Annotated in this window: 18 protein-coding genes; 5 read left to right on the top strand and 13 right to left on the bottom strand. The window is 75.9% G+C overall.

The window, feature by feature from the left end; translation table 11 throughout:
- The first annotated feature begins 35 nt into the window (after positions 1-35).
- The 4 genes from BMZ16_RS09170 to BMZ16_RS09185 are packed head-to-tail and all read left to right on the top strand — an operon-like array spanning position 36 to position 3,364.
- Entirely contained in the window at positions 36-1,001 is a 966-nt protein-coding gene (locus BMZ16_RS09170) for a metal ABC transporter substrate-binding protein (protein WP_089799622.1), read from the top strand.
- Positions 998-1,768 carry a metal ABC transporter ATP-binding protein gene (locus BMZ16_RS09175; protein ID WP_089799624.1) on the top strand — a complete coding sequence of 257 codons (771 nt, stop codon included), beginning with the start codon at positions 998-1,000 and terminating at the stop codon, positions 1,766-1,768. The genes BMZ16_RS09170 and BMZ16_RS09175 overlap by 4 nt, the downstream gene beginning before the upstream one ends.
- Entirely contained in the window at positions 1,765-2,742 is a 978-nt protein-coding gene (locus tag BMZ16_RS09180; RefSeq protein WP_255366483.1) for a metal ABC transporter permease, read from the top strand. The genes BMZ16_RS09175 and BMZ16_RS09180 overlap by 4 nt, the downstream gene beginning before the upstream one ends.
- Before the next feature lie 31 nt (positions 2,743-2,773).
- Complete coding sequence (locus tag BMZ16_RS09185) at positions 2,774-3,364, top strand: DedA family protein (protein ID WP_089799626.1); 591 nt, start codon at positions 2,774-2,776, stop codon at positions 3,362-3,364.
- 23 nt (positions 3,365-3,387) lie between these two features.
- Here the strand turns inward: BMZ16_RS09185 and BMZ16_RS09190 are convergent, their stop codons facing one another.
- From BMZ16_RS09190 to BMZ16_RS09210, 5 genes are all read right to left on the bottom strand, one after another.
- Entirely contained in the window at positions 3,388-4,173 is a 786-nt protein-coding gene (locus BMZ16_RS09190) for an isoprenyl transferase (protein WP_089800037.1), read from the bottom strand.
- Positions 4,174-4,225: 52 nt separating this feature from the next.
- Complete coding sequence (recO, locus tag BMZ16_RS09195; RefSeq protein ID WP_089799628.1) at positions 4,226-4,957, bottom strand: DNA repair protein RecO; 732 nt, start codon at positions 4,955-4,957, stop codon at positions 4,226-4,228.
- A 121-nt stretch (positions 4,958-5,078) separates the two neighbouring features.
- Positions 5,079-6,848, bottom strand: a complete 1,770-nt coding sequence (gene leuA / locus BMZ16_RS09200; protein ID WP_089799630.1) for a 2-isopropylmalate synthase — start codon at positions 6,846-6,848, stop codon at positions 5,079-5,081.
- A 245-nt stretch (positions 6,849-7,093) separates the two neighbouring features.
- Positions 7,094-8,569: an outer membrane protein assembly factor BamB family protein gene (locus BMZ16_RS09205; RefSeq protein ID WP_089799632.1), complete on the bottom strand. Its 1,476-nt coding sequence runs from the start codon at positions 8,567-8,569 to the stop codon at positions 7,094-7,096.
- Between the two features lie 44 nt (positions 8,570-8,613).
- The gene (locus tag BMZ16_RS09210) at positions 8,614-8,991 is read right to left on the bottom strand and encodes a VOC family protein (RefSeq protein WP_089799634.1); all 378 of its coding nucleotides are present in this window, start codon (positions 8,989-8,991) and stop codon (positions 8,614-8,616) included.
- Between the two features lie 98 nt (positions 8,992-9,089).
- On the opposite strand from BMZ16_RS09210, the gene BMZ16_RS09215 reads away from it, so the two are divergent.
- A complete protein-coding gene (locus tag BMZ16_RS09215; RefSeq protein ID WP_089799636.1) occupies positions 9,090-9,854 on the top strand; it encodes a TetR/AcrR family transcriptional regulator in 765 nt (254 codons plus the stop codon).
- Here the strand turns inward: BMZ16_RS09215 and BMZ16_RS09220 are convergent.
- Genes BMZ16_RS09220 through BMZ16_RS09255 form a run of 8 tightly spaced genes read right to left on the bottom strand, consistent with a single transcriptional unit; the run spans position 9,851 to position 25,743 of the window.
- Positions 9,851-11,104 carry an RDD family protein gene (locus BMZ16_RS09220; RefSeq protein WP_089799638.1) on the bottom strand — a complete coding sequence of 418 codons (1,254 nt, stop codon included), beginning with the start codon at positions 11,102-11,104 and terminating at the stop codon, positions 9,851-9,853. The two genes, BMZ16_RS09215 and BMZ16_RS09220, sit on opposite strands and share 4 nt — an antisense overlap.
- Complete coding sequence (locus tag BMZ16_RS09225; protein ID WP_089799640.1) at positions 11,101-13,545, bottom strand: transglutaminase TgpA family protein; 2,445 nt, start codon at positions 13,543-13,545, stop codon at positions 11,101-11,103. Before BMZ16_RS09225 ends, BMZ16_RS09220 begins: the two co-directional genes overlap by 4 nt.
- A gap of 19 nt (positions 13,546-13,564) precedes the next feature.
- Positions 13,565-14,713, bottom strand: a complete 1,149-nt coding sequence (locus tag BMZ16_RS09230; RefSeq protein ID WP_089799642.1) for a DUF58 domain-containing protein — start codon at positions 14,711-14,713, stop codon at positions 13,565-13,567.
- A 4-nt stretch (positions 14,714-14,717) separates the two neighbouring features.
- Positions 14,718-15,674, bottom strand: a complete 957-nt coding sequence (locus BMZ16_RS09235; protein ID WP_089799644.1) for an AAA family ATPase — start codon at positions 15,672-15,674, stop codon at positions 14,718-14,720.
- 49 nt (positions 15,675-15,723) lie between these two features.
- Positions 15,724-21,879 carry an Ig-like domain-containing protein gene (locus tag BMZ16_RS09240; RefSeq protein ID WP_089800039.1) on the bottom strand — a complete coding sequence of 2,052 codons (6,156 nt, stop codon included), beginning with the start codon at positions 21,877-21,879 and terminating at the stop codon, positions 15,724-15,726.
- On the bottom strand, positions 21,876-23,384 hold the full coding sequence (locus tag BMZ16_RS09245) for a serine/threonine-protein kinase (protein WP_089799646.1): 1,509 nt from the start codon (positions 23,382-23,384) through the stop codon (positions 21,876-21,878). The genes BMZ16_RS09240 and BMZ16_RS09245 overlap by 4 nt, the downstream gene beginning before the upstream one ends.
- Positions 23,381-24,907 carry an FHA domain-containing protein gene (locus tag BMZ16_RS09250; RefSeq protein WP_089799648.1) on the bottom strand — a complete coding sequence of 509 codons (1,527 nt, stop codon included), beginning with the start codon at positions 24,905-24,907 and terminating at the stop codon, positions 23,381-23,383. The genes BMZ16_RS09245 and BMZ16_RS09250 overlap by 4 nt, the downstream gene beginning before the upstream one ends.
- Positions 24,904-25,743 (bottom strand): PP2C family protein-serine/threonine phosphatase, encoded by an 840-nt coding sequence (locus tag BMZ16_RS09255; protein ID WP_255366484.1) that lies wholly within the window; start codon positions 25,741-25,743, stop codon positions 24,904-24,906. Before BMZ16_RS09255 ends, BMZ16_RS09250 begins: the two co-directional genes overlap by 4 nt.
- Between the last annotated feature and the right edge of the window lie 11 nt (positions 25,744-25,754).

The following is a 25,754-nucleotide window of genomic DNA, read 5'->3' on the forward strand; positions in this document are numbered from 1 at the left end:
GACAACGGTTCTCGACAGGATTGAGAATCGGTCTCATGTCCCCGCATCACCGTCGCCCCGCCCTCCTCGCCGCACTCACCGCGCCCGTCCTCGCGCTGTCGGCGTGCGCGTCCACGGCCGGCGACGACGGGACGGTGCGGGCGCTGGCGTCCTTCTACCCCCTGCAGATGGTGCTCGAGGAGGTCGGGGGCGACCGGATCGACGTCGACTCCCTGACCCCGCCCGGCGCCGAGCCGCACGACGTCGAGCTGTCACCCGCGCAGGTCGCCGCCCTCGACGCCGCGGACCTCGTCGTCTACCAGTCCGGCTTCCAGCCCTCCGTGGACGACGCCGTCGCGCAGACCGCACCCGAGCACGTCGTCGACGCGGCGGACCGGGCGGACCTCGACAGTGCCGCGACGCACGAGGACGAGCACGCCGACGACGGGCACGCGGAGGACGAGCACGCCGACGACGAGCACGCCGACGACGGGCACGACCACGACGGCCTCGACCCCCACTTCTGGCTCGACCCGACGCGCCTGGCCGCCCTCGCCGGGCCGGTCGCCGACGCGCTGTCCGAGATCGACCCCGACGGCGCCGAGACGTACCGGGCCAACGCCGACGCGCTCGTGGACCGCCTGACCGACCTCGACGAGACGTACACCGCCGCCCTGGCCACCTGCGAGCGCCGCGTGCTGGTCACCTCGCACGAGGCCTTCGGCTACCTCGCGGACCGCTACGACCTGGAGCAGGTCGGCATCTCGGGCATCGACCCGGAGTCCGAGCCGTCGCCGGCGCGGCTGCGGGAGGTCGGCGACGTCGTCCGCGACCGGGGCGTCACGACGATCTTCTTCGAGACGCTCGCGTCGCCCAAGGTCGCGCAGACCCTCGCCGCGGACCTGGGCGTCGAGACGGCCGTGCTCGACCCGATCGAGGGCGTGACGGACGACTCGCAGGACTACTTCTCGATCGCCGAGGCCAACCTCGACGCCCTGCGCGTGGCATTGTCCTGCTCGTGAACGCGATCGAGGCCGTCGGCGTCCACGTGACCCTCGGCGGCCAGCCCATCGTCCGCGGCGTCGACCTGGCGGTGCCCACCGGCCAGGTGCTCGCGCTGCTCGGCGCCAACGGGTCCGGCAAGTCGACCCTGGTCCGCGCACTGCTGGGCGTCGTCCCGCACGTGTCGGGGACCGTCCAGCTGCTCGGTGCACCGCTCGGGCCGCGGGTGCCCTGGGACCGCGTCGGGTACGTGCCGCAGCGGATGGCCGCGGCCGGGGGCGTCCCCACCACCGCCCTCGAGGTCGTCGTCTCGGGGATGCTGCACGGTCGCCGGCTGCGCCCGCCCCGCGACCGGCGACCGCGGGCGCTCGCCGCACTCGACGCGCTCGGGGTCGCGCACCTGCGGGACCGCCGGGTGCAGGAGCTCTCTGGCGGCCAGCAGCAGCGCGTGCTCATCGCCCGTGCACTGGTGCGCGAGCCCCGGCTCCTGGTGCTCGACGAGCCCACGTCCGGGATCGACCTGCCCACGCAGCGCGCGTTCGTGGACACGTTGTCCCGCCTGCGCGACACGGGGACCACCGTCGTCGTGGTCCTGCACGAGATCGGCCCGTTCGCCCCGCTCATCGACCGCGCCGTCGTGCTGCGGCACGGGCAGGTCGTGCACGACGGCCCCCCACCGCCCGCCCGCGGCGAGCACGGCGACGCCGGCCACGACCACACGCACCCGCACGCCGACCCCGAGCCGCCCACCGACGGCCCCGACCTGACGCTGGAGGTGACGCCGTGACCGGGTGGGAGCAGGTGCTCACGCTGCTGGCCTCGCCGCTGATGCAGCGTGCGCTCGTCGCGGCCGTGCTCGTCGGTGCCGCGGCCCCCGTCGTGGGCACGTTCCTGGTCCAGCGCCGCATGGCGCTCATGGGGGACGGCATCGGTCACGTCGCGCTGACGGGCGTGGCCCTCGGCTGGCTCGTGGGCAGCTGGGCGGCGGTCTCCCCCGCCGACTCCCTCGCGGTACCCGGTGCGGTCGTCGCCGCGCTCGTCGGGTCCGTCGTCATCGAGCTGGTCCGCGAGCGCGGCCGCACGAGCGGCGACCTGGCCCTCGCGATCATGTTCTACGGCGGCATCGCCGGCGGGGTGCTGCTCATCAAGGTCGCGGGCGGCACCAACGCGAACCTCATGAGCTACCTGTTCGGGTCGATCTCCACGGTCTCGACGGGCGACCTCTGGTGGACGGCGGCGCTGGCCGTGCTCGTCCTGGTGGTCGGCGTCGGTCTGCGCTGGGCGCTGTTCGCGGTGAGCCACGACGAGGAGTTCGCACGCGCCAGCGGGCTGCCCGTGCGGGCGCTGTCGATGGTCGTCGCCGCGCTCGCCGCGCTGACGGTCACGATCTCGATGCGCGTCGTGGGGCTGCTGCTCGTCAGCGCCCTGATGATCGTGCCGGTCGCGGTGGCCCAGATCCTCTCCCGCTCGTTCGGCCGCACGATGCTGCTCGCGAGCGGCATCGGGGTCGCGGTGAGCGTCGTGGGCCTGCTGATCACCTACTGGAACGACGTGCCGCCGGGCGCGACGATCGTCGTGCTCGCGATCGGCCTGTACGCGGCGGCGGCGGTCGCGCACCCCCTGGTGGCCCGGCGCCGCGCCGCCGGGCGCGACCCGCACCCGGACGTGTCGGACGACGTGCTCGTGCCCGCGACGGACCCGGACTGCGCACCCGGGTCCGCACCCGGGTCGCCGGCCGGGACCGGGACCACCGGCCGGTGAGACGCCCCGCCGCCGGACGTACGATCGAGGGATGACGTCGCCGCAGGTGCTGGCCGAGTACGGCCTCGACGGGATGCCCGTCGCGGTCGCGCTGGTGTGCCTGTTCGGCATCGTGATGGCGCGGTCGCACCTCACGTACTGGGCGGGACGCGGCGTCGAGCGCGGCGCCCGGCTCGAGGGCGAGCGGCGCCACGGCCCCCGCTGGTGGCAGCGCGTCGTCGAGCGCACGACCCGGGTGGCGTCGACACCGTCGGCGCGGCGCGGGGTGGCGCTGGTGCACCGGTGGGGCTGGATCGCGGTCACGCTCGCGTACGTCACCGTCGGCATCCAGACGGCCGTGTTCGTCGGCGCCGGCGTCCTGCGCATGCCCTACCTGCGCTTCACGCTCGCGTCGATCCCCGGTGCCGCCATGTGGGCGGTCATCTGGGGCACGGTCGGGATCGGCGCGGTCTGGGGCGCCCTGTCGCTCGCCGCCGGCTCCCCGTGGGGCGTGGCCGCGCTGACGCTCGTCGTGCTCGCGCTGGTGCGTGCCGTGGTCGTGGGCCGTCGCCGGCGCGCCGAGCCGGGCCTGGCCCCCACGGGCACGCACGCCGAGCCCGCGACGACGCCCGAGCACCGCTGAGCACCCGGGCCACCACCGACACGTCAGGAGGTCACCGGGGCGTCCACGGCGCCGCCGTAGCGCCGGTCACGGCGCGCGTACGTCTCCACCGCCCGCCACAGGTGCCGACGGTCCACGTCGGGCCACGGCTCGTCGAGGAAGACCAGCTCGGCGTACGCCGACTGCCAGAGCATGAAGTTCGAGATGCGCTGCTCCCCCGACGACCGCAGGAACAGGTCGACGTCCGGCAGGTCGGGCTCGTCGAGGTACTTCTGCACGGTCTTCTCGGTCACGCGCTCGGGCTTCAGCCGTCCCGCGGCGACCTCCCGTGCGATGGCCTGCGCCGCGTCGGCGATCTCGGCGCGCCCGCCGTAGTTCACGCACATGGTCAGCGTGCAGGTGGTGTTGCCGGCGGTCTGCCGCTCCGCCGTCTCGAGCTCGTTGATGACGGACCGCCACAGACGCGGGCGACGCCCCGCCCACCGCACCCGCACGCCCCAGGAGTCCATGAGGTCCCGCCGGCGGCGCAGCACGTCGCGGTTGAAGCCCATGAGGAAGCGCACCTCGTCGGGCGATCGCGACCAGTTCTCGGTCGAGAACGCGTACGCCGACACGTGCTGCACGCCGATCTCGATCGCCCCGGCCACGACGTCCAGCAGCGAGGCCTCGCCGGCTCGGTGCCCCTCGACGCGCGGCAGCCCGCGGGCGTTGGCCCAGCGGCCGTTGCCGTCCATGACGACCGCGACGTGCCGCGGTACCAGCTCCCGCGGGATCTGCGGCGGGCGGGCGCCGGACGGGTGCGGGTAGGGCGGGACGATCTCGCGGGGCACGTCCACATCGTGCCACCCGCGGTCGGCGGTGCGGTGCCCCCGGACGGGCGGGTCAGACCCGCTCGACCATCGGCAGCGAGCGCAGCCGCCGTTCGAGGTGGAACTGGCAGAACACCGCCACGAGCCCGTTGCCCTCCGCCCGGTGACGCTCGGCGCTGGCGTCGGCCACCGCCCAGTCGCCCGACAGCAGCGCGGCGAGCAGCGCGAACGTCTCGGGGGCCGGTGCCGCGGCGCCCGGCGGCCGGCACGCACCGCACACGGCGCCGCCCACGGCCGGGGCGAACGCGTGGTGCGGGCCCGGTGCCCCGCAGCGGGCGCAGTCGGTGAAGCTCGGCGCCCAGCCGGCCACGGCGAGCGCGCGCAGCAGGTAGGAGTCCAGGACCAGGCCCGCCGCGTGCGCCCGCGTCGCGAGCGCCCGCACGGCGCCCACCAGCAGCCGGTACTGCTGCACGGAGGGCTCCCGCTCCGCCTCGACCAGCCGCTCGGCCGTCTCGAGCATCACCGTGCCGACGGTGTACAGCGCGTAGTCCTCGCACACCTGGCGGCCGTACGACCCCAGCGTCTCCACCTGGGTCACGACGTCGAGGTTGCGCCCGGTGCTCAGCTGCACGTCGACGTGCATGAACGGCTCGAGCCGCGACCCGAACCGCGAGGTCGTCCGGCGGACGCCCTTGCCGACCGCGCGCACCTTGCCGTGCTCGCGCGTCAGGAGGGTCACGATGCGGTCGGCCTCCCCCAGCTTGTGGGTGCGCAGGACGATCGCCTCGTCGCGGTAGAGGCTCACGGGGCCATTGTCCCCCGCGCCGCCGACACGGGCGGGCGCGGCGCGCAGGCGACGCCGTGCACCGCCAGTCGCCCGGGCCCTCTCGTGCGGGGGCCCGGGCCGACGTCGGGCGGCGCGGTCGTCAGCGCTCGTGCCGGTTGACGGCCGAGACGATCGCCTTGAGCGACGCGGTCGTGATGGACGGGTCGATGCCGACCCCCCACAGGATGTCGTCGCCGATCGCGCACTCGACGTACGCGGCCGCGGTGGCGTCGCCGCCGGCCGACAGCGCGTGCTCGGCGTAGTCGAGCACGGCCACGTCGACGCCGGTCGTGCGCAGCGCCGCCACGAACGCCGCGACGGGCCCGTTGCCCGTGCCGCGCAGGGTCGTCGGCACACCGCGGTCGACGACGTCGACCTCGAGGGTGTCCTGGCCGCCCTCGGTGCTGGTGGCACGCGTCCCGCGTAGTGCGAACCGCCCCCACGGCTCCAGCGGCCCCCCGGGCAGGGCCGGCAGGTACTCGTCGCTGAAGATGGACCACAGGTCGTCGGCGGTGACCTCGGTGCCGTGCTGGTCGGTGTGGCGCTGGACCACCTGCGAGAACTCGATCTGCAGCCGGCGCGGCAGGTCCAGGTCCTTCTCGGACTTCAGCAGGTAGGAGATGCCGCCCTTCCCGGACTGGGAGTTCACGCGGATGATCGCCTCGTAGCTGCGGCCGACGTCCTTGGGGTCGATCGGCAGGTACGGCACCGCCCACTCGACCTCGTCGACGCTGCGCCCGGTGCGGGCGGCCTTGGCCTCCATCGCGTCGAGGCCCTTCTTGATGGCGTCCTGGTGGGACCCCGAGAAGGCCGTGAAGACGAGGTCGCCGCCGTACGGGTGGCGCTCGTGGACCGGCATCTGGTTGCAGCGCTCGACGGTGCGGCGGATGCGGTCGATGTCGGAGAAGTCGATCTGGGGGTCGACGCCCTGGCTGAAGAGGTTCATGCCGAGGGTGACCAGGTCGACGTTGCCGGTGCGCTCACCGTTGCCGAACAGGCAGCCCTCGATGCGGTCGGCACCCGCGAGGTACCCCAGCTCGGCCGCCGCGACCGCGGTGCCGCGGTCGTTGTGCGGGTGCAGCGAGAGCACGACCGACTCGCGGTGGTGCAGGTGCCGGCTCATCCACTCGATCGAGTCGGCGTACACGTTCGGCGTGGCCATCTCGACCGTGGCGGGCAGGTTGATGATCACCGGCCGGTCCGGCGTGGGCTCCAGCACCTCGAGGACCGCGTTGCACACGCGCACCGCGTACTCCAGCTCGGTGCCGGTGTACGACTCGGGGCTGTACTCGTACAGCACCTCGGTGTCCGGGATCAGCTCCTCGTACTTGCGGCAGAACCGCGCACCCGACACGGCGATGTCGGCGATGCCGTCCTCGTCGCTGCGGAACACGACCTCGCGCTGCAGCACCGACGTGGAGTTGTACAGGTGCACGATCGCCTGCTTGGCACCGGCGATGGCCTCGTACGTGCGCTCGATGAGGTGCTCGCGCGCCTGGGTGAGCACCTGGATGACGACGTCGTCCGGGATGCGCCCCTCCTCGATGAGCATCCGCACGAAGTCGTAGTCGGTCTGCGACGCCGAGGGGAACCCGACCTCGATCTCCTTGAAGCCCATGTCCACCAGCAGCTCGAACATCTCGAGCTTGCGCGCGGGGTTCATCGGCTCGATCAGCGCCTGGTTGCCGTCGCGCAGGTCGACGGCGCACCAGCGCGGTGCTCGGGTGATCCGGTTGTCGGGCCACGTCCGGTCGGGGAGCTCGACGCGGATCTGCTCGTGGAACGGGCGGTAGCGGTGCGCCGGCATGCCCGAGGGCTGCTGCGGGTTGCGCTCGGCGGCGGGGGCCGGCGCGACGGCTGCGGTGGGCATCGGCACAGCGGGGCTCTGGCTGCTCATGGGGTGGTCCTTCATCGCGGGTCTCGGCGGGCTGTCAGCCGGGCACGACACACACCGCGACGAGGAGCCGGCCTAGAGGGCCTCGTCGCGGCGACGAAGAAGCAGCGAGCGTGCGCGCACGGGACGACCCTACCCCCGGGGGCACCCCGATCCGCAACCCGTCCTGCCGTGCCGCTCCCGACCCGGCCCGCACGACCCGACGGGCCCGCACCGGGGCGTCACCCCAGCACGAGCACCTCGGACGCGGTGCGCGCGACCACGTGCCCACCGGCCGCCGTCACCGTGCGCACCCCCTCGGGCAGCGGCACCCGCCACGCCTCGACGCCGTCCCGCAGCCCGCGGGCCACCAACGTCGTGCGGTCCGGCCCCTCGTGCTCGGCGACCAGGACGTGCAGCGCGTCCGTCAGGGGCGACGCGCGCGGCGTGACGACCAGGTCCCGCTCCCACAGCAGCCGCCCGTCGGCACCGTCGACGGCACCCACGGACGCCTCCCCGGCGAGCACGACCACGCCGTCGGCCACGGCCACGGGTGACATCGAGGTCGGCAGCGACCACGCCGTGGTGCCGTCGGCCGCGCGCACGCCCAGGACCTGGCTGCCCGCGTCGACCAGCAGCGCGTCCACCGAGCGGTCCCCCACGGGCGAGGCGGGCAGCCCGGGGGCGGTCGCCCGGACCCCGCCGTCGGCGTCCCGCAGCTGCCCCGCGAGGCCGGAGGTCCAGGTCGCGAAGCCGCCGTCGGGCAGCGCGCTGACGAGGATCTGCCGGCCCGGGGGGCCGTCCTCGAGCACCCGGCCGTCGTCGACGTCGATCAGGACGGTCGAGACGGCCACCAGCGCGACGACGTCGCCCGCGAGCCGCAGGTCGGGTGCGGCGCGCAGGCCGCCGTCGTCGACCAGCGGGCCGGGCGAGGCCCAGGACCAGCGCACCGTGCCGTCCGTGCCGGCGCGACGCTCGACGAGCACCCGCCGGTCGGGCAGGGCGGTCGCCACGACGACGTCGTCGTCGTGGCGCAGGGCGCCGAGCAGCGGGCCCGTCACCTCCCAGGTGCCGCGCCGCGTGCCGTCGTCCGGCGCCAGGGCCAGGACGTGCGTGGGCGGGACGTACGGCGTCGACTCCCCCGCACCGCCGTACACGACGTTCGGCTCGTCCCACAGGCACAGCAGCAGCGCGGCCGGGTCGGGGTGGCCGACGCAGGCGACCGCGACGGACTCGAACCCCGCGCCGGGCGACTCGGTCACCTCGGCGCGCCACCGCAGGTCGCCCGTCGCAGGGTCCGAGGAACGCACGACCCAGGGCCCCTCGTCGTCGGTCACGGTCACGATCGCCCCGCCCGACGTCATGACCGGTGTCGGCCCGTCGGCCGCCGCGCGCCAGCGGACCACGGGGGCCTCGTCGAGCGGGCGGACGACACCCTCGAACCGGGCGAAGGCGTCCGCGCGTGCGGTCGCGGCCCGCTCGGTCGCGGCGGTCGCGAGCGCCCCGGCGGCCAGCACCACGACCAGCACCCCGAGCAGCCAGGGCCACCAGCGCCGTCCGGACGGCTGCGGCCCGGAGCTGGTCGGCGGGTCCCCGGGACCGGCCGCACCGGGGCCGTCGCCGTGCAGCGACGACCCACCGGTCGGCGGACCACGGTCGTCCGCGTCGTCGACCAGCTCGACCGGCCGCATCCGCGAGGCCGGGCGCATGGCACCCATGGGCCGAGACTAGGCCACGGGTGCCCTGCACGAGGCGCGGACGGTCACACCCACGTGACGAGCTGCCAGACGATCCCGTTCGGGTCGGCGACCTGGCAGTAGCGCTCGCCCCACGGCTCCGTCTCGGGCGGCGTGACGACCTCGGCGCCCGCGGCCGCCACGCGGGCGAACTCGGCGTCGACGTCGTCCACGACGAACACGACCAGCAGGCCCTGCCCGGAGGGTCCGGCGATCCGCTCGGGCCGGAACGAGGGCAGGCCGGTGCGCAGCAGGGTGATGTTCCAGCCCAGGTCGGGGTGGGTGATCGCGACGAACCCGTCGGCCGACATCGCGTCGGTGAACCCGAAGTGCCGGCGTGCGAAGTCGGCCGACGCCTCGACGTCGTCCACGGTCAGGGACAGGGCGGATCCGGTGATGTGCACGGTGCTCCTCACGGGTCGGGGCCGGGGTCGTCCCCCCCGGTGGACTACCTTGTTCACCGTACAAGGTATCTGTCCCCGCGGATGTTCCCGGAGGGTCCATGGCACGCGAGCTGCTCGACCTGCTGTGGCGCGACCACCCCGCCGCACCCCGCGGCGGCAGCCGCGGACCACGGTCCCGGGTCACCACCTCCGAGGTGGTCGACGCGGCCGTCGCGCTGGCCGACGCCGAGGGCGTCGACGCCGTGACGGTGCGTCGCCTCGGCGCCCGGCTGGGCATCGCCCCCAACGCCGTGTACTCGCACGTCGGCGCGCGCGACGACCTGCTGGTGCTGATGGTCGACGCGGTGCACGCCCGGCAGCACCGGGCACCCCACCCGGACGGCGGGTGGCGCGCCCGGGTCACCGCCGTCGCCGAGGCCGACCTCGCGACGTACGGGCGGCACCCGTGGCTGCTCGACGTCGACGACCAGCGGACGGCGTTCGGCCCCGGCACCATCGCCGCCTACGACCACCGGCTGCACGCGTTCGACGGCACCGCACTGGGCGACCTGGACCGCGACGCGGCCGTCACGTTCGTCGCCGACTTCGTGCGGGCGTCCGCGCACGCCCGGCGCACCGACCCGCCCGCCGGCGCCTCCGCGGCCGTGTGGGCCCGGTGGTCGGAGCGGCTCGCCACGTACGTCGGCGACCGGTTCGACCTGGCACGGCGGGTCGGTGCGGTCGCCGGAGCGGCGATGGCCGGGCCCGCCAGCGCGGAGCACGCGTGGCGCTTCGGCCTGGCGCGGGTCCTGGACGCCCTCGACGCCCTGGTCCGCGCGGCCGACGGCCGACCGGAGCAGACCGGGCCGGGCCGGGCCGGTTAGCCGGGGGGCGCCGCCGGGGGCATCGCCACGACACGCAACGACGTGTCGCCGAACACCACGACCGCCCCCTGCCGCAGCCGCACGGGGTGGTCGACCGGGCACACGACCTGCCCGCCGTCCGGCAGCGTCACCAGGGTGCCGTTGGTGGAACCCCGGTCGACGACCCAGGCGCCGCCGTTCGCGTCGACCGCGAGCTGCAGGTGGGTCTTCGACACGGACCGCGACGGGTCGACGACGCGCACGACCTGCAGCCCCGGACCCGGTGACGGGTTGCGCCCGACCAGCGCGAGGCGCTCGACCGTGACCCGGCGGCCGTCGTCGAGCGCGATCCGCAGACCCGTCGACGTCCCCGGCCGCGGCTCCGGGACCACGTCGGTGCGCGGCGGCGCCGGGCGTGTCAGCTCGAGCTCGGGCGCCAGGCCGAAGGCGAGGGTGGGGGCCGACCGCACCGCGGGGATCGCCCGGGTGTCGAGGTCGGGCCCGGAGCGCGTCGGGTGCAGCGGCGCGAGCACGAGACCGCCGGTCGGCGTCGCAGCCGGTGCCGCGAAGGAGTCCGGCGCGGCCGGTGCCGACAGGGCGTCCGGCGGGGCCGGGACCCCGCCGCGCGCGCCCGCGTCCCGGAAGGCCGTCGGCACACCGTGCGGGCGCGGCACGTCACCACCCCGGTCGGGCGCCGCCGTCGCCGGACGGCCCTGCCGCGCCGCGACGGCCGCCGGGGCGACCCGGCCGCCCGCCACGTGCGCACCCGGGGCGGCGCGCAGCACCTCCGCACCCACGGCCCGGTCGTGCCAGCCCCGCCCGCGGCCGGTCCGGTCCAGCAGCGGGGAGAGCAGCACGACGTACTGGCCGATGCCGAGGACCAGGGACCCCGCGGCGACCACGAGCCCCCGCACCAGCACGCGGCCCGCCCCGATCGGCCGTCGGCTGTGCTCGTCGACCGTGCGCACGCCCAGCAGCCGGCGCCCCAGCGTCCAGCCGTGGCGGCCGTGCAGCAGCCACTGCACCACGGTCACGACGAGCGCCAGCACGGCACCGGTCACCACCAGCGCGGGCGGGACGGCGGGCGACGCCACCTGCCCGTCCGGCACGGCCCCGCCGTCCTGCAGCGTCGCCGCGGCACGCACCACGGTGACCAGCACGACGCCACCGCCCAGCACCAGGACGAGCACCTGGTCCACCAGGACCGCGAGGAACCTCCGGCCGAGGCCGGCGGGGCGGTCGTCGACGGCGGGGACGGGACGGGGGCTCATCGTTCACCTCGGGCTCGGCGGGTGCGGTGGGGACGTCCGTGACGGGTGGCGCGGCGCGTGGTGCCGGGCGGCGCCGGCGTGCGGCCACCCGCCCCGCGGCCGGCGGCGGGGGTGTCCGCCGCCCGGCCGTCCGACCCCTGCCGTGCGCGGGGCGCGCGAGGCCGCCGACCACCGCCGGCGCGCAACGAGGCGAGGGACGCCTGCGAGCGCACGCGCGCCCGCCACGGGAGCGTGCGGCGCAGGGCGACCACCGTGGCGTCGACGTCCGCCCAGTAGGCCTCGACCTCCGAGCGCTCCGGGGTGCCGGCGGCGAAGACGGCCCGGTCGGCACGCCGTGCCAGCGCCTCGACGCGTGCCGCCACCGCGGGGTGCCCGGCCACGAGCGAGAGCGCCCAGGCCCGCGCCGCCTCGCGGCGCGTCGCGGCGGGCGGCGGTGCGCCTCCCATGTCGCGCGCCGCGTCGACGACCTCGTCCCAGCCACCGGCGACCCGGCGCACGGGGTCGGCGGCACGGCGACGACGGCGACGACGGCGCCACTTGATCGCGAGCACCACCAGCACGGGAGACAGCAGCAGCAGCACCCCGCCGAGCCCGATGCCGACCCACGCCGCGACGCGCAGCCACACCGCCAGCCCGGAGTCGTCCTGCGCGGGGTCCTCCGTCTGCGGCTGCTCGGTGTCGTCGTCCGGCGGCGTGACGCGGTCGGGCGGGAGCGCGGGGGGCTGGACGACCTGCGGCTGCGGGTCGGTGTCCGTCTCCTCCTGCTCCTGCTCCGGTGTGCGCGAGCGCGGCGGGGTCACGTCGAACGGCACCCAGCCGTGGCCGGCGAACGCGACCTCGACCCACGCCTGGACGTCGCGCCCGCGGATCTCGACGGGGCCGTCCTGGTCCGTCGGCGGCGCACCCTCGCCGTCGTCGTCGCCGGACCCCGGCACGAACCCGAGCACGACGCGGGCCGGCAGGCCCATCTCCCGGATCATCAGCGCCGCGGCTGGGGCGTACTGCTCGCCGTCGCCCACCATGAGGTCGCCGGCCACCAGGTCGGCGAGGCGTGCCGCCCCGTGCCCCGAGAGCGACGGGTGGTCGCCCGCGTCGGTGATGCCGTGGCTGAAGTAGCCCTGCTCGGCCAGGTGCACGGCGATGGCCTCGGTGATCTGCACGGCGGTGCCGGCGTCGCGCGCGATGTCCGTGGCGGCCACGGAGACCGCCTGCACGTCCTGCGAGGCGGGCTGCACGACCGGCCCGGCGGCGGCGTCGCCGATGTCGTCCGCGCCGGGCACCGGCGGCACGACGACGTCCAGCGCGTACGTCATCCCCTCGCGCAGGCCGGAGGTGACCACGGCCCCGCCGGTCGCGTCGTTGTACCGCAGGTCCCCGGTCACGCGTCCCAGGTCGATCGCCCGGGCGTACCCGACGGTCGGCAACCACACCCCCTGCAGCGCCCCGACGGTCACCTCGACGCGTGCGCGCTCCCCGGCGACCGGGACCTCGATCCGGTCCCCGACCCGCCGGAACTCACCGGACGCCTGCGCGGTCCCGTCGCCCGCCACGTTGAACACCACGCCGTCGTACCGGTCGAACGTGGCCAGCCGGACGCGCGCCCCCTCGGGCAGCCCGTCCACGGTCAGCAGCACGGTCTCGTCGAGCTTGACGAGGCGCCGGAACGCGGCGAGCGGGCTCGGGTAGTCCCGCGGGTCGAACGGCGGCACGATCTCGTCGCGGACGACGACGCGCGGCTCGTCCGCGACGACGAGAGGACCCCCGAGCAGTCCCCCGGTCAGCGCGACGGCCGCCAGGGCGCCCGTGGCGACGACACGTCGCGGCCGCCACCGGCCGGTCCGCCACGACGCCCACGTCAGCCCCAGCACGGCCAGGGCGGTGCCCGCCACGGCGGGCGGGACGGGCGGCTGGCGGGTGCCCAGCACGATCGCGCCGACGAGCACGAGGACGGGCACCAGCCCGGCGAGGGCCGCGACCGCCGGCCGTCGCACGCGCAGCGTCAGGGCGAGGGCCGTCGCGGTGCCGACGAGCGCCAGCAGGTACGCCGCGACGAGCAGCGTGCCGCCCGTGCCCACCGGGGGCTGCAGCGTGAGCACCTGCTTCCAGGTCGACGCGGCCCCCCGCGCGAGCGCGAGCAGGGTGGTCGGTGTGGGCACGACCCCGCCGACCGTCGTCGTCGGGGCCGCCAGGGCGCCGCCCGCGAGCGCGTACGCACCGACCAGCACCGCGACCACGACGACCGCGGACCACCGGCGCAGGGCACCGACGACCGTCACGGCCGCGCCCAGGACCACCCCGCCGACCAGCGCCGGGAGGACCGCGGACGAGCCGTAGGCCGGCAGCAGGGGCGTCAGGGCGAGGGCGGTCGCGACGGTCAGCACGAGCACGTCGCGGACGGCGTCGGCGGGCTCCCGGACCCCGATGCGCTGCCCGGGCCTCATCGCGGTCCTCCGTGGCGGCTCATCCGACCACCCGTCGCAGCGCGCGCGGGAGGTCGGCGAGCTCGCCCACGGTCGCCAGCGTCAGCGTGCCCTGGGTGCGCACGGCGACCTCCTGCCCCAGGGCGCACCGCAGGACGACCGCGCGGGTGCCCGCGGGCAGTGCACGGGCCCCGAGCCGCAGCTCGGCGTCCGTGGGCGTGCCGCCCGTGACGAGGAACGCGACGGAGGCGTCGGGGGTCTCGCGCACGACCCGCCGGCCGAGCAGCACGGCACCGGCCCCGGCCGGCGACCACGACAGCCGCGAGCAGTCGTCGAGCAGCAGCGGCGGGGTCGCGGTGCGCAGCCGGCCCGGTCCGGCCAGCACCTCGACGTCCCGCTCGTCGCGGATCGCCTGCACGGCGATCGAGGCGGCCGCCGAGACGGCCAGCTCGAGCTCGTCGGGGTGCGCGTAGTCGGACGTCGCCGTCGCCAGCGCGATCGACGTCAGCGTGCGGCGGGTGTCCTCGAACTGCTTGACCATGAGCTTGCCGCGACGGGCGGTGGTGCGCCAGTGGATGTACCGCCGGTCGTCGCCGGCCACGTAGTCGCGCAGCGCGTGGAAGTTCAGGTCCGAGTCGGACAGGTCGCGCGTGGCCTGGCCCTCGAGGTCGCGCAGCAGCCCCGCGTTGGCGCCGCCCAGCGCCACGACCTCCGGGTGGACGAACAGCTCGGCCGGCTCCGTCCAGCGCAGCCGACGCTGCAGCAGCCCCAGGGGGTCGCCGCGACGCGACACCACGGGCCCGACGACGATGACCGCCCGTCGCTCCGTCGGTACCGCGAACAGGTCGTCGTGCGCGCCTCCCGGGGGCAGGCTCGGGACGGCCAGCTCGACGACACGCTCCCCCACGGGCAGGTCGACCTGCGACGGCAGGGACCGCCGCCGTGCGGCGTTGCGCACGTCGACGCGGCCCACGGCGCGCTGCCCGATCCGCACCCGGTGGTCGGCCAGGTCCAGCACCACGTGGTACCGCGTGCGCCCCGCCGTCATCAGCAGGGACGCCAGGACGACGCCGAGCAGCGCCACCCCGACGGCGGCCAGCTCGCCCCACCCCAGGAGGCGCCCGGCCACCAGGGCGCCGAGCGCGAGGACGGTCACCCCCCAGCCGAGGGGTGCGACCCGCAGACCCACGCCCTCAGCCCTGCCGCAGCGCGGGCGGTGCGACCTGCTCCAGGACGCGGCCCACCACCTCCGTCGCCGTCACGCCCGCGAACTCCGCCTCGGAGTCCAGCACGAGGCGGTGCGCGAGGACGGACTGGGCGAGCGCCTTGACGTCGTCGGGCAGCACGTAGTCGCGCCCGTCGGCCGCGGCGCGCACCTTGGCGCACCGCACGAGGGCGAGACCGCCGCGCACGCTCGCGCCGAGCGCGGTCTGCGGGTCGTCGCGGGTCGCCTCGAGGAGCCGCGCGATGTAGTCGAGCACCACCTCGTCGACGTGCACGGTGAGCGCGAGGTCGGCCATGGTGCCCACGGCCTGCGTCGTGATGCGCGGGCGCAGCGCGGCGGTGCGGTCCTTGGCACCGGCCAGGATCTCGACAGCGGCGGCGCGGTCGGGGTAGCCGAGCGAGGTCTTGAGCAGGAACCGGTCGAGCTGGGCCTCGGGCAGCCGGTACGTCCCCGCCTGCTCGATCGGGTTCTGGGTGGCGATCACCATGAACGGCCGCCCCACGGGGTGGGTGACGCCGTCGACGGTCACGTTGGCCTCCTCCATGACCTCCAGCAGCGCGGCCTGGGTCTTGGGCGAGGCACGGTTGATCTCGTCCGCGAGCACGACGGACGCGAAGATCGGTCCCGGGTGGAACTCGAACCGCTGCGTCGACTGGTCGTAGATCGTCACGCCCGTGACGTCCGACGGCAGGAGGTCCGGCGTGAACTGGATCCGGTGGTGCGACCCCTGCACCGTCGCCGAGATCGCCTTGGCCAGCGACGTCTTGCCCGTGCCCGGCGCGTCCTCGAGCAGCACGTGCCCGTCGGCCAGCATCGCCGTCAGGACGAGGCGGACCGTCTCCTCCTTGCCGAGGAGCGCCTGCCCCACGTTGGCCACGAGGGCGTCGAACGTCTCGGCGAACCAGGTGGTCTGCTCGGGGGTCATGTGCTCAGGCTCCAGTCGGTGGGGGCGTGCGGGCGGGACGGGCGGCGGGTCATCCGCCGTCCCCGGGGTCGGGAGGGGCGGGGGCGGCGGGCACGGTCACCTGCTGCGACTCCCCCCACCGGGACGACGACCCGATGTCGTTCACCGCCTTGACCCGGACGCGGACGGTGGCGCCCGGGGGGGCTGCCGTCGGCAGCACGGCTCCCTGCAGCGACGCCTGGGCGACGCGCCCGAGAGCCTGCCACGAGCCGTTCACGGCCACCTCGACGTCGTAGCCGACGATGCCCGAGCCGCCGTCGTCGGGCGGTGACCAGGACGCGCTCACCGTCGAGCCGTCGGCGGCGACCGTCAGGCCGAACCCGCCGCGGACGTCGTCCGGCGCACTGGCACGCGTGACGCGGACCTCGCTCGCGGCGCGCCCGCCCTCCCCGGCGCTGTTGACGGGTGTGACCACGACCCGGAAGGTGGCGCGGCGGTTGACGAGGTTGAACGACGGCATGCCGGCCGACGAGGCCGCGCTGGTCCCCGTCACCGTCTGCGTCTCGGTCAGGCGGTCGTCGACGTAGAACTCGACGCGGTAGGAGCCGGTGCTGCCACCCCACGCGACGGCCGCCCACGAGGCGCTGACCGACGTGACCTGGCGGTCACCGTTCCACGCGGGCACCGGCTCGCCCAGGCCGGTCACACCGGTCGGGCGCGTGACCGGTGCCGGGTCGGCGCGGACCGCCGCGCTCCAGTCGCCGCACCCGGCGGCGTTGCAGGCCTGCACCCGCACGTCCACGGCCTCACCACCGGGCAGGCCTGCCACGGAGGTCGAGGTCGCAGGCCCGACGGAGCGCTCGCTGCCGCCGACGCTGACCCGGTAGTCCGTGACCGGCGACCCGCGGTCGCCCGCGCGGGACCAGGTGACGTCCACGGCGCCGTTGCCCGGGTCGCCGCCGACGGCGCCGCGGGCGACGACACCCGTCACGGCCTCCGGCACGCCGAAGGTCATCGAGCGTGCGACGGCCGACGCACCGAGCCCCGCCTTGTTGCGGGCCCGGAGCTCGAACGTGTACTCCACACCGTTCGCCGCGCCCCTGAAGGGGTAGGACCGGGCGTCGGCCGACAGGGGGAACGTCCCGCCCCCGGGCCCACCGCTGATGACGAGCTGGTAGCCCTGGATCGCGTCACCGTTGGGCCGGGTGTCGCCCCACACCACGTTGATCTGCCCACCGAGCGGCGTGTTCTCCCGCGTCGCCGCGAGACCGTCCGGTGCGTCCGGCACCCCCGCCGGGACCTCCGTCGCCGACCACAGGCTCCACCCGCTCGGCTCGGGCGCCTTGTTGTGCGCCCGCACGCGCACGGCGTACGCGACACCGTTGCGCAGCCGGTCGAACGTGTACGACGTGGCCGTCGTCGTGCGGCTCACCGAGCCCGCCTCGGGCGCGGGGCTGATCTCGAGGGTGTAGCTCGAGACGGCGGACCCGACCGACGGGGGCGCCTCCCACGTCGCGGTGACGGACTGGTCGCCGAAGACGAGGCGCGGCGCGCCGGGGACCTCGGGCACCGCGTCGGGCCGGGCGGGCGCCGAGACCGGCGACTCGTCCGACCACCCGATGCGGTTGCGCGCCGCCACCGTGAACGTGTACTCGACGTCGTTCGTCAGCCCGTCGATGGTGCAGGTGGTGCTGACGCAGCTGCGCGCCATCCCGCCCGGGGACGCGGTCACGCGGTACTCCGTGATCGGCTCGCCCCGGTTGTCCGGCGCGGTCCACGACAGCACCACGGTCCGGTCCCGGATCTCCCCGATGCGCGGTGGCACGGGTGCGAGCGGGACCCCGCTGACGCGGACCGTGATGCGCCCCTCGACCTCGCGGCCGGGGTCGCCGGTCACGTCACGCACGCGGAACCGCACGACCATCTGGCCGATGAAGTCGGCGTCGGGGCGGATCGTCACCGAGTCCGCGGACGCACCGGCCGTGCCGGCGCCCGCGGTCTCGACGACGGCGCCGACGACCGTCAGCGGGCCCTGCTCCGGGAACGGGTTCACGGAGCCCTCGAGCACCCGGACGGTGCTCTCCCTGCCCTGCGCCCCGTCGTCGACGACGAAGTTCTGCACCGTCGCGGTCCGGCGCTTGCTCGCGACGACCCGCAGGTCCACCGCCACGTCCAGGACGCCGCTGCGCCCGTACGTCACCTGCAGCTCCAGCCGGCCGGTGGTGCCCTTGGGCGTGTCGGCCTTGGCGGACACCTGCAGCTGCGAGCCGTCGAGGACCACGGTGAAGCCCGCGGGCGTCCCGGAGACCGTCCGGTAGCCGTACCGGTCCGCGGGGCTCGCCGAGCCCTCGGCCTGCTCGGGCCCGCGCGTCAGTGCCAGCAGGTCGACCCGGGCAGCGGCCTCCCCCGGCTCCACCTCGATGGTGGGGGCGTCGAACGTCGGCGGGTGGTCGTCGACCGCGTACACGGTGACCTGCAGGGTCAGCAGGGTCGTGCGCGCGGTCGCGTCCGTCGGTCCCGTGCGGTCGGTCACCGGTACGGAGATCGACGCGGGCCCCGCGTAGCCGGGCGCCGACGTGAACACCAGCGTCTCGGCGTCCCGCACGAGCTCGGCGCCGTCGGAACGGGTCGCGGTGACCTGGGTGGGGTCGGCGATGGAGGGCTCGCGGCCCGGTGCGACCTGGACGTGCTCGGCGAGCGGGATCACCAGCTGCTCGCCGGTGGCCACGCGCAGCTCGGGCGCCCGCGGGCGCAGCTGCGGCGGGAAGAACCCGAGCGCGGGCACCGTGATGAACGCGTACGCGTCGGCGTCCGGCGACGTGCGGTTGACCAGCCGGTACGGCACGTTCTGCGCGTGGTCCACGAGCGTGACCACCACGTCGCCGTCGGCGGTGACCCGTGCGACGTCCGCGTGCGACGAGGGCACCGACACCTCGAGGTCGGACAGCGGGCCGGACGGGTTCTGCGCCACGGCCAGGACGTCCACGGAGACCTCGGTCCGGCCGAGCGTGTCGATGGCGGGCACGAGGACGTCGCGTGCCACGGGCGGCAGGACGGGTGCGTCGTCGGTCACGGTGATCGTGAGCACGCCGTAGTCGCGCCCGCCGCCGTCGTTGACGACGAGGTACGGGATCGGGACGACACCCGGGGTCGACGGCGCGGTGACCACGATCCGGCGCCCCTGGATCTCGGCCGCCACGCCCGGCGGCGGCTCGATCGACTCCAGGCGCAGCTCGCGGCTCGTCGAGTCGATGTCGTTGGCCAGGACGCGCACCTCGACGCGCTGCCCGGGGCGCAGCGTCACCGCGTCGTCCACGGCGACGATCTCCGACACGCCCGACGGACGGGGCGCGATGCCGACCCGCACGCGGGCCACGGCGCGCTGCCCGACCCAGTCCTCGACGGCGTACGTGAACGTGTCGGTCCCGCGCGAGCCCGGGTCCGCCGCGTACTCGATCCAGTCGGGACCGACGTCGACCACCCTGCCCAGCACCGGTGCCGACGCCTGGCCGAGCAGGGTGACGCCGTCACCGTCGCCGTCGATGCCCACCAGCGGCACCGGGATGCGGACCGTGTCCCCGTCGAACACCCGCGCGTCGACGTCCTTCGGACGCGGCGGGGACTTGGTCGCCGGGTCCGACTCGTGCACGCGGACGGTGACGGTCGCGGCGGTCACGTTGCCCGCGGTGTCCTGCACGGCGAACGTCGCGCGGGCCGTGAGCGCCCGGTCGGGCGCCTGGTAGCGCAGCACGTCCCCGGACACGAACAGCAGGCCGTCGCCGTCGGCGAGGGGCTCGGGCAGCTCGCGCAGCACCGTCAGGCGGTCCCCGTCGGGGTCCGACGCACCCGCCAGCACGGGGATCGTCACGACACCGCCGGCCCGCACCGTGGCCTCGACGTTGGGGACCACCGGTGGCTGGGAGGAGGCGGACGGCGGGACGGGCTGCACGACGATCTCGCCGCGGGCGGTGGCCGACCCGTTCGACACGTCGTAGCCCAGCACGACCGGACCGTCGGGCGTGCGCTCGGCCCGGATCTGCACGTAGCGGTGCTCGAGCACCGCGACCTGCAGCCCCGAGTCCTCCGGTGCCGTGACGGACTGCAGCACGAGCACGTTGTCGGCGGGGTCCTCGTCGTTCGCCAGCGGGTCGATCGTGACCTCGCCGCCCGCGGGCAGCAGGGCCAGGTCACGGACCGCCACGGGCGGCTGCGCCTGCTCGGGCCACTCGCGTACGTCGATCCGCGCGATCCCGGTCGCCTGCTGCGGCCCCGCCGCGACGACGAACGTGACGTAGTACGACTGGGCCCGGGGGGCCCTGAAGACGAACGTGCCCGCCTGCAGGTCCGGCACGATCGTCGCACCGACCGTGTCGGACACGGCGGCGAGCCGCGGCGGGTCGGCCGACGCGGAGCGCACCGCGTCGAGCGGGCGCACCGCGACCTCCTGCCCGACGTACGTCACGACGTGCACGGGGTCGATCCGGGGCGGCACCGAGCCGGCGGCGCGGACGTCCACCGCGACCTCCCCCTCGACGACGTTGGTGCCGTCGGAGACCTGCACCGTCACGGTCGTGCGTCCGAGCGCACCGCCGTCGGCGGAGAAGGTCAGCACGCCGTCCTGGCGGAACCGGGCCGTGCCCGCCGCCGGGTCGGCGGTGGCGCCGACCAGCAGGAGGTCGTCACCGTCGGGGTCCTGGAAGTCGGCGAGGACGCCGTGCTCGAGCCTGCCCCCCGTCTCGACGGTCAGGGTCGACGTGCGGACCTGCTCCGGCGGCGTGTCACCGTCGCTGACGGTGAGGCGGACCGTCGCGGTCGCGGGCGCGTTGACGCCGCGCCCGTCGGTGACCGTGTACCGCACCTCCGCGGTCCCGGTGGCCTCCTCGAGGACGTGCACCTGCAGCGCACGCCCGCCACGGATCAGCTCGACCGTGCCGAACTCGGGCGGCAGGGCGTCCAGCACGGAGATGACGAGGATCCCGCAGTCGGACGACGAGTCGTTGTCGATGACCGGCAGGACGCGCGTGCGACCGGCCCGGACGCCGTACTCGTCGTCCACGGCCACGGGCGGCGCGCTCTGCTCGCTGCACTCCGTCACGGGCTCCTGGGTGACGTCGCCGCTCTCGGAGTCCTCCTCGGACTCCTCGGGCTCGTCCTCCGGCACGATGTCCGCCCAGTTGGGGACGCGGACCGCGGTGTCCTGCTGCGGCAGCCAGACCCGGCCCCCGACGGTCTCGTTGAGCACCACGAACCCGCGGTTCACCCGGAACGCGAGCCGGTCGGCCGCGGTCATGGTCTCGAGGTTCTCGACGACGGGGTCCTTGCCGTCGCACAGGCGCAGCGAGGAGCCGACGGCCGAGGCCCACGCGGCGTACGCGCAGTCCCCGACGCGGACGGGTGCGGCGGGCGGGCCGGAGCCCGTCGTGTCGTGCCGGCGGGGCGTGCCACCGTCGAGGGGCACCTCCCACAGCGCGGACGTGCCCGCCAGGAGCACCGTGCGGGCGGCCGGCCCGGGCTGCTGCAGCACGAGGTCGCTGTCGTCGACCGTGACCTGCCCCGCGAGCGTGCGGACCGTGGATCCCGACAGCACGACGAGCTCGTCGCCGACGGTCGTGACAGAGTCGACCTCCACCGCGCCGAGGGCACCCAGCCGCTGCGGCGCCACCGGCTGCGTCGCGGGGACGAGCGTGACCGCACCGTCCTCGGGGGCGACGGCGAGCACGGCCCCGCTGCGGGCGACCACGGCGGCACCGCCCTCACCGAGCTCCAGGTCCGGGGCGTCGTCGCCGAGGTTCAGCAGGTCGAGCTCGCCGACCTGCCGCACCCAGGTGTCCCCGGCGCCGTCGACGAACGCGACCCGGCCCGCCGCCATCGACACCTCGGTGTCCGTGGTCGCCAGCTGCGTCGTCGTCGCGACGCTCGCGGGGTCGACGACGGAGACCGCCGTCGACTCCTCCAGCAGCACCCAGCCGCCGTCCTGGTGCACGTCGAACGTGCTGGTCGCCGCCACCAGCCCGCCGTCGAGCTCCTCGACGGGCACGTTGTACCGGCCGAGGCTGGACTGGCCGGTGGCGGTGAGCCAGACGCCGCCGTCGTTGAGGTCCACCCGCGCCAGCGGGAAGCCGCGGTCCATCAGCGCGAGGGTGAGCACCAGCGCCGGCACGGTGACGACCGCGGCGACCGTGGTCACGGGGCGCCGGCGCCACGTGCGGGGTGCCCACCACGTCACGGCGCGCACCCCTGCGCGGGACGCGCGCTGGCGGTGCGGTCCGCCCGCACGATGGACACCTGGATGCACACCTCACCCGTCCCCTGGTCGGCGGGGACGGTGACGCTCTCCTGGTCCACCAGCTCCAGGGTGGGCTCGCCGGTCGCGGTGAGCACGCCCCACAGGTACCTGTCCCCGTCCTGCGGGTCCGGATTCTGCCACGTGAACGTCACCGCCCCGTCCGCCGAGCGCGTGCCGGCCAGCGAGTGCGGTGCGGGCACCGGGGCGGCCGCCGGACCGGTCTGCGGCGCGGCCAGGCCGTCGGTGGGCGCGACCGGCCCGGTGGGGTCCGCACCCCCGAGGGTGGTCACCAGGACCGCCCCCACCGCGGCGACCACGACCACCGCGGCCGCGGCCGCCACCCGGGCACCGCGGCGCGGCTCCGGGCCCACCGGCACCCCGACGGGTGGCGGTGCCGCCGGTGCGGGGGCGGGCGGGACGAGCGTGGGTCGCCCCACCACGACGGCGCGCGCACGGGTCGCGTCCTCGTCGTCGACCCGGCGACCGGCGGCCGCACCGGGCACGGCGACGCCGCGCAGGCGGGTCGCGTCGTCGTCGGAGCGCAGGTCACCGAGGGGCCCCCCGGGGTCGCCGGAGTCGTCGGGCAGGTCGAGCGGCGTCACCGGCAGCCGGAGCGCCGCCTCCACCTCCTGCAGGGCGCGGGCGACCGCGACCGCCGACGCGTGCCGGCGCGACGGGTGCTTCGCCATCGCACGCTCCAGCACCGCCTGGAGCTGCGGCGGCACGTCCTCGCGCCCCACGGGCGGCAGCGGCGAGCGCTCGATGCGCGCGACGAGCTGCTGCGCGCTGTTGTTGCCGCCGGGCAGCTCGAACGGGGTGCGACCGGCGAGCAGGGAGTAGATCGTCGCCGCGAGCGCGTAGACGTCCGAGCGCTCGTCCCCGCCGGGGTGCTCGGCGAGCATCTCGGGCGGCGACCACGGGATCGACATGCCCATGGTCTGCGCGGCCGGACCCGTGGTGGCCGCGATGCCGAAGTCGGTGAGCGCAGGCCACCCGAAGTCGGTGGTCAGCACGTTGGCGGGCTTGATGTCGCGGTGCAGGATGCCCGCGCGGTGCGCGGTCTCCACCGCGGACGCGAGCCGCACGCCGATGCGCAGGACCTCGGGCACGGGCATCCGCTCGGCCCGGTACCGCTCCGCCAGCCCGGGGCGCGAGCAGTACTCCATGACGAGGAACGGTCGTCCGTCGGCGGCGATGGCGGCGTGGTGGATCGTGACGATCGACGGGTGGTGCGACAGCTGCGCCATGAGGTTGGCCTCGGTCTGGAACCGCCGGCGCACGTCGTCGTCGAGGCTGCCCGCGAGCAGCACCTTCACCGCCACGTCGCGACGCGGCAGGTGCTGGCGGTACAGGAAGACGTCGGCGAAGCCCCCGAGGCCGAGCACGCGCACGTACTCGTACCCCGGCAGGTCCGGCGGCGCGGACGCCTCACGGCGAGCGGTCACGCGGTGCGCTCCACCGTGAACGTCACGCCGTCACCCAGGTCCACCACCTCGTCCGTGCCCACGACGCTCGGCTCGCCGGGGTGCAGCCGCCGCACGCCCTCCCCCGGGCGGGACACGTGCACGCCGTTGGTCGAGTCCAGGTCGGTCACGACGACGTGCTCACCCTCGAGCCGCACCTCGGCGTGCGTGCGCGAGATGTCCTGGTTGGGGCTCGGCACCGTGACGAGCCGCGGCAGCTCGCGGTTGGTCACGCGGGCCACCTGCGGTGCGCGGCCCAGGAGCACGGCGCGGTCGAGCGCCACGACGAGGCCGGTGGACAGCACGAGACGCGCGGCCGGCGGCGCGGCCTCGGGCGTCGGGAACGGTCCGGACGCACCGTCCTGGGACCAGGCCGGGAGGCGGTCGCGCAGCCGCGCGAGGTCGCTCGACAGGATCGTCATCCCGTCGTGGTCGTCGGTGCCCGTGTCGAGGACGTCGGGGCGGCCGGAGCCGAGCGCGACGTGGCCGGCGGCCAGGGAGCCTGCCGGCGCGGCACCGACGGACGCCGCCGTGAGCGGCGCGTCCAGCGCGGTCGCGGGGGCCGGGTCGGCGGCCGTCAGGGGCCACCACGGGATCTCGGCCGCCGGCTCGGGCTCGGGCTCCTGCGGCTGCTCCTGCACCGCCGGGGCGACGGGCCAGGCGTCGAGCGCCGACCACCCCGTCGGGCCGTCCGTCGCCGCGACGGGCTCCTCGACCGCCACCACCTCGACCGCCGGCTCGGGCTCGACGGGCTCCGGCTCCACGACCACCGGCTCGACGGGCTCGGCCTCCACCGCCACGGGCTCGACGGGCTCGGCCTCCACGGCCACCGGGACGACCTGCTCGGGCTCGACGTGCTCAGCCGGTGCGACGTCACCGGGCGCGACGTCCGCCGGCTCGGCGTGCCGGGCCTCGGCCACCGGCACGACCGGCGGCACGACCGGCGTGTGCGGCACGGCCGCGGTCACCGGCGCCGGCGCCAGGGCCGGCGCCGGCACGACCGGCTGCTCGTGCGTGGCGGTCCCGACCGCGTCGACGACCTCCTGCGCGGGGTCGTCGAGCGTGCCCGACCGCAGACCCGCAGCCTGCACGACGCCGCCCACGAGGGGCCACCAGTCCGTGCCCGACCCGGCGGCGTCGTCGACCGCGACCTCGAGGCCCGCCACCCCGAGCGCGCGGTGCTCGGTCCACACGGCGCCCTCGCCGGCGGCGACCTCCTGCACACCGTCGGCGCCGTGCAGGCGCAGCCGCAGCGGCCCTCGCAGCACGGCGTGCACGGCACCGTCCGCGTCGGTGCGGACCACGGCGAACCCGGGCAGGGCGGCGAAGCCGTCGGCCGCCACCACACCGAGCGCACCCAGCACGTCGCCGTCGCCGCTCGCCACCTGCCACAGCCCGTCCACCACGCGACGTGCCGCGTCCGGCTCGACCAGCGCGAGGAACCCCTCACCGGCGACGGCCGTCCACCGGCCGTGCTGGTACTCGTGGTGCGCGCGCTCGGTCATGCGGGGTCCTCCTGGGCGTGGTCGGCCGCGGTCGCGGGCGGGACGGGCGAGGGGTCGGGACGTGCCGCCGGTCGACGGGGCACGGTGGCGCCGTTGAGCATCTCGTCCCACAGGTGCGGCCCGAGGTCGGGCGCCGAGCGCGGTGCGGTGGCGTGGCTCTGCTCGGGCGCGGTGGCGGTGGCGACGTCGACGACGACCGCGCTCACGTTGTCCCGTCCACCGCGCTCGAGGGCCTCCTGCACGAGCAGCGCCGCCGCCTCCTGCGGGTCGTCGACGGACGCCAGGACGCGGCTGATCTCGTGGTCCGCGAGCTCGCGCGTCAGGCCGTCGGTGCAGATCAGCAGCCGGTCCTCGGCACCGGCGGGCAGCAGCCAGTAGTCCGGCTCGGGGGGCTCGCCGGTCCCCAGGGCACGGGTCAGCACGTGCCGCTCGGGGTGCCGGCGCGCGGCGTCGGGCGACAGGTCGCCGGAGTCGAGCAGCTCCTGCACGACCGAGTGGTCGACGCTCACCTGCGTCAGGGCGGGGTCCGACCAGCGGTACACCCGCGAGTCGCCCACGTTGAACACGAGCCAGTACCAGCCGCCGTCGTGCTCCGTCACCGCGACCCCGGAGACGGTCGTCCCGCCCTGGCGCCCGCGCGTGAACTCCGTGCGGATGCGCGTCGAGGTGCGCGAGAAGCACGCGTGGACGTCGTCGGACGACGCGGACGGCTGACCGGCGAGCTGGGCGAACTCCTCGACCGCGATCCGGCTGGCGAGGTCGCCGGCGTCGTGCCCGCCCATGCCGTCGGCGACGAGGAACACCGGGGGGTACGCGAGGAGCGCGTCCTCGTTCACCTCACGGACCC

The organism is Cellulomonas sp. KH9 (genome assembly GCF_900114185.1).
Classification (GTDB): domain Bacteria; phylum Actinomycetota; class Actinomycetes; order Actinomycetales; family Cellulomonadaceae; genus Cellulomonas.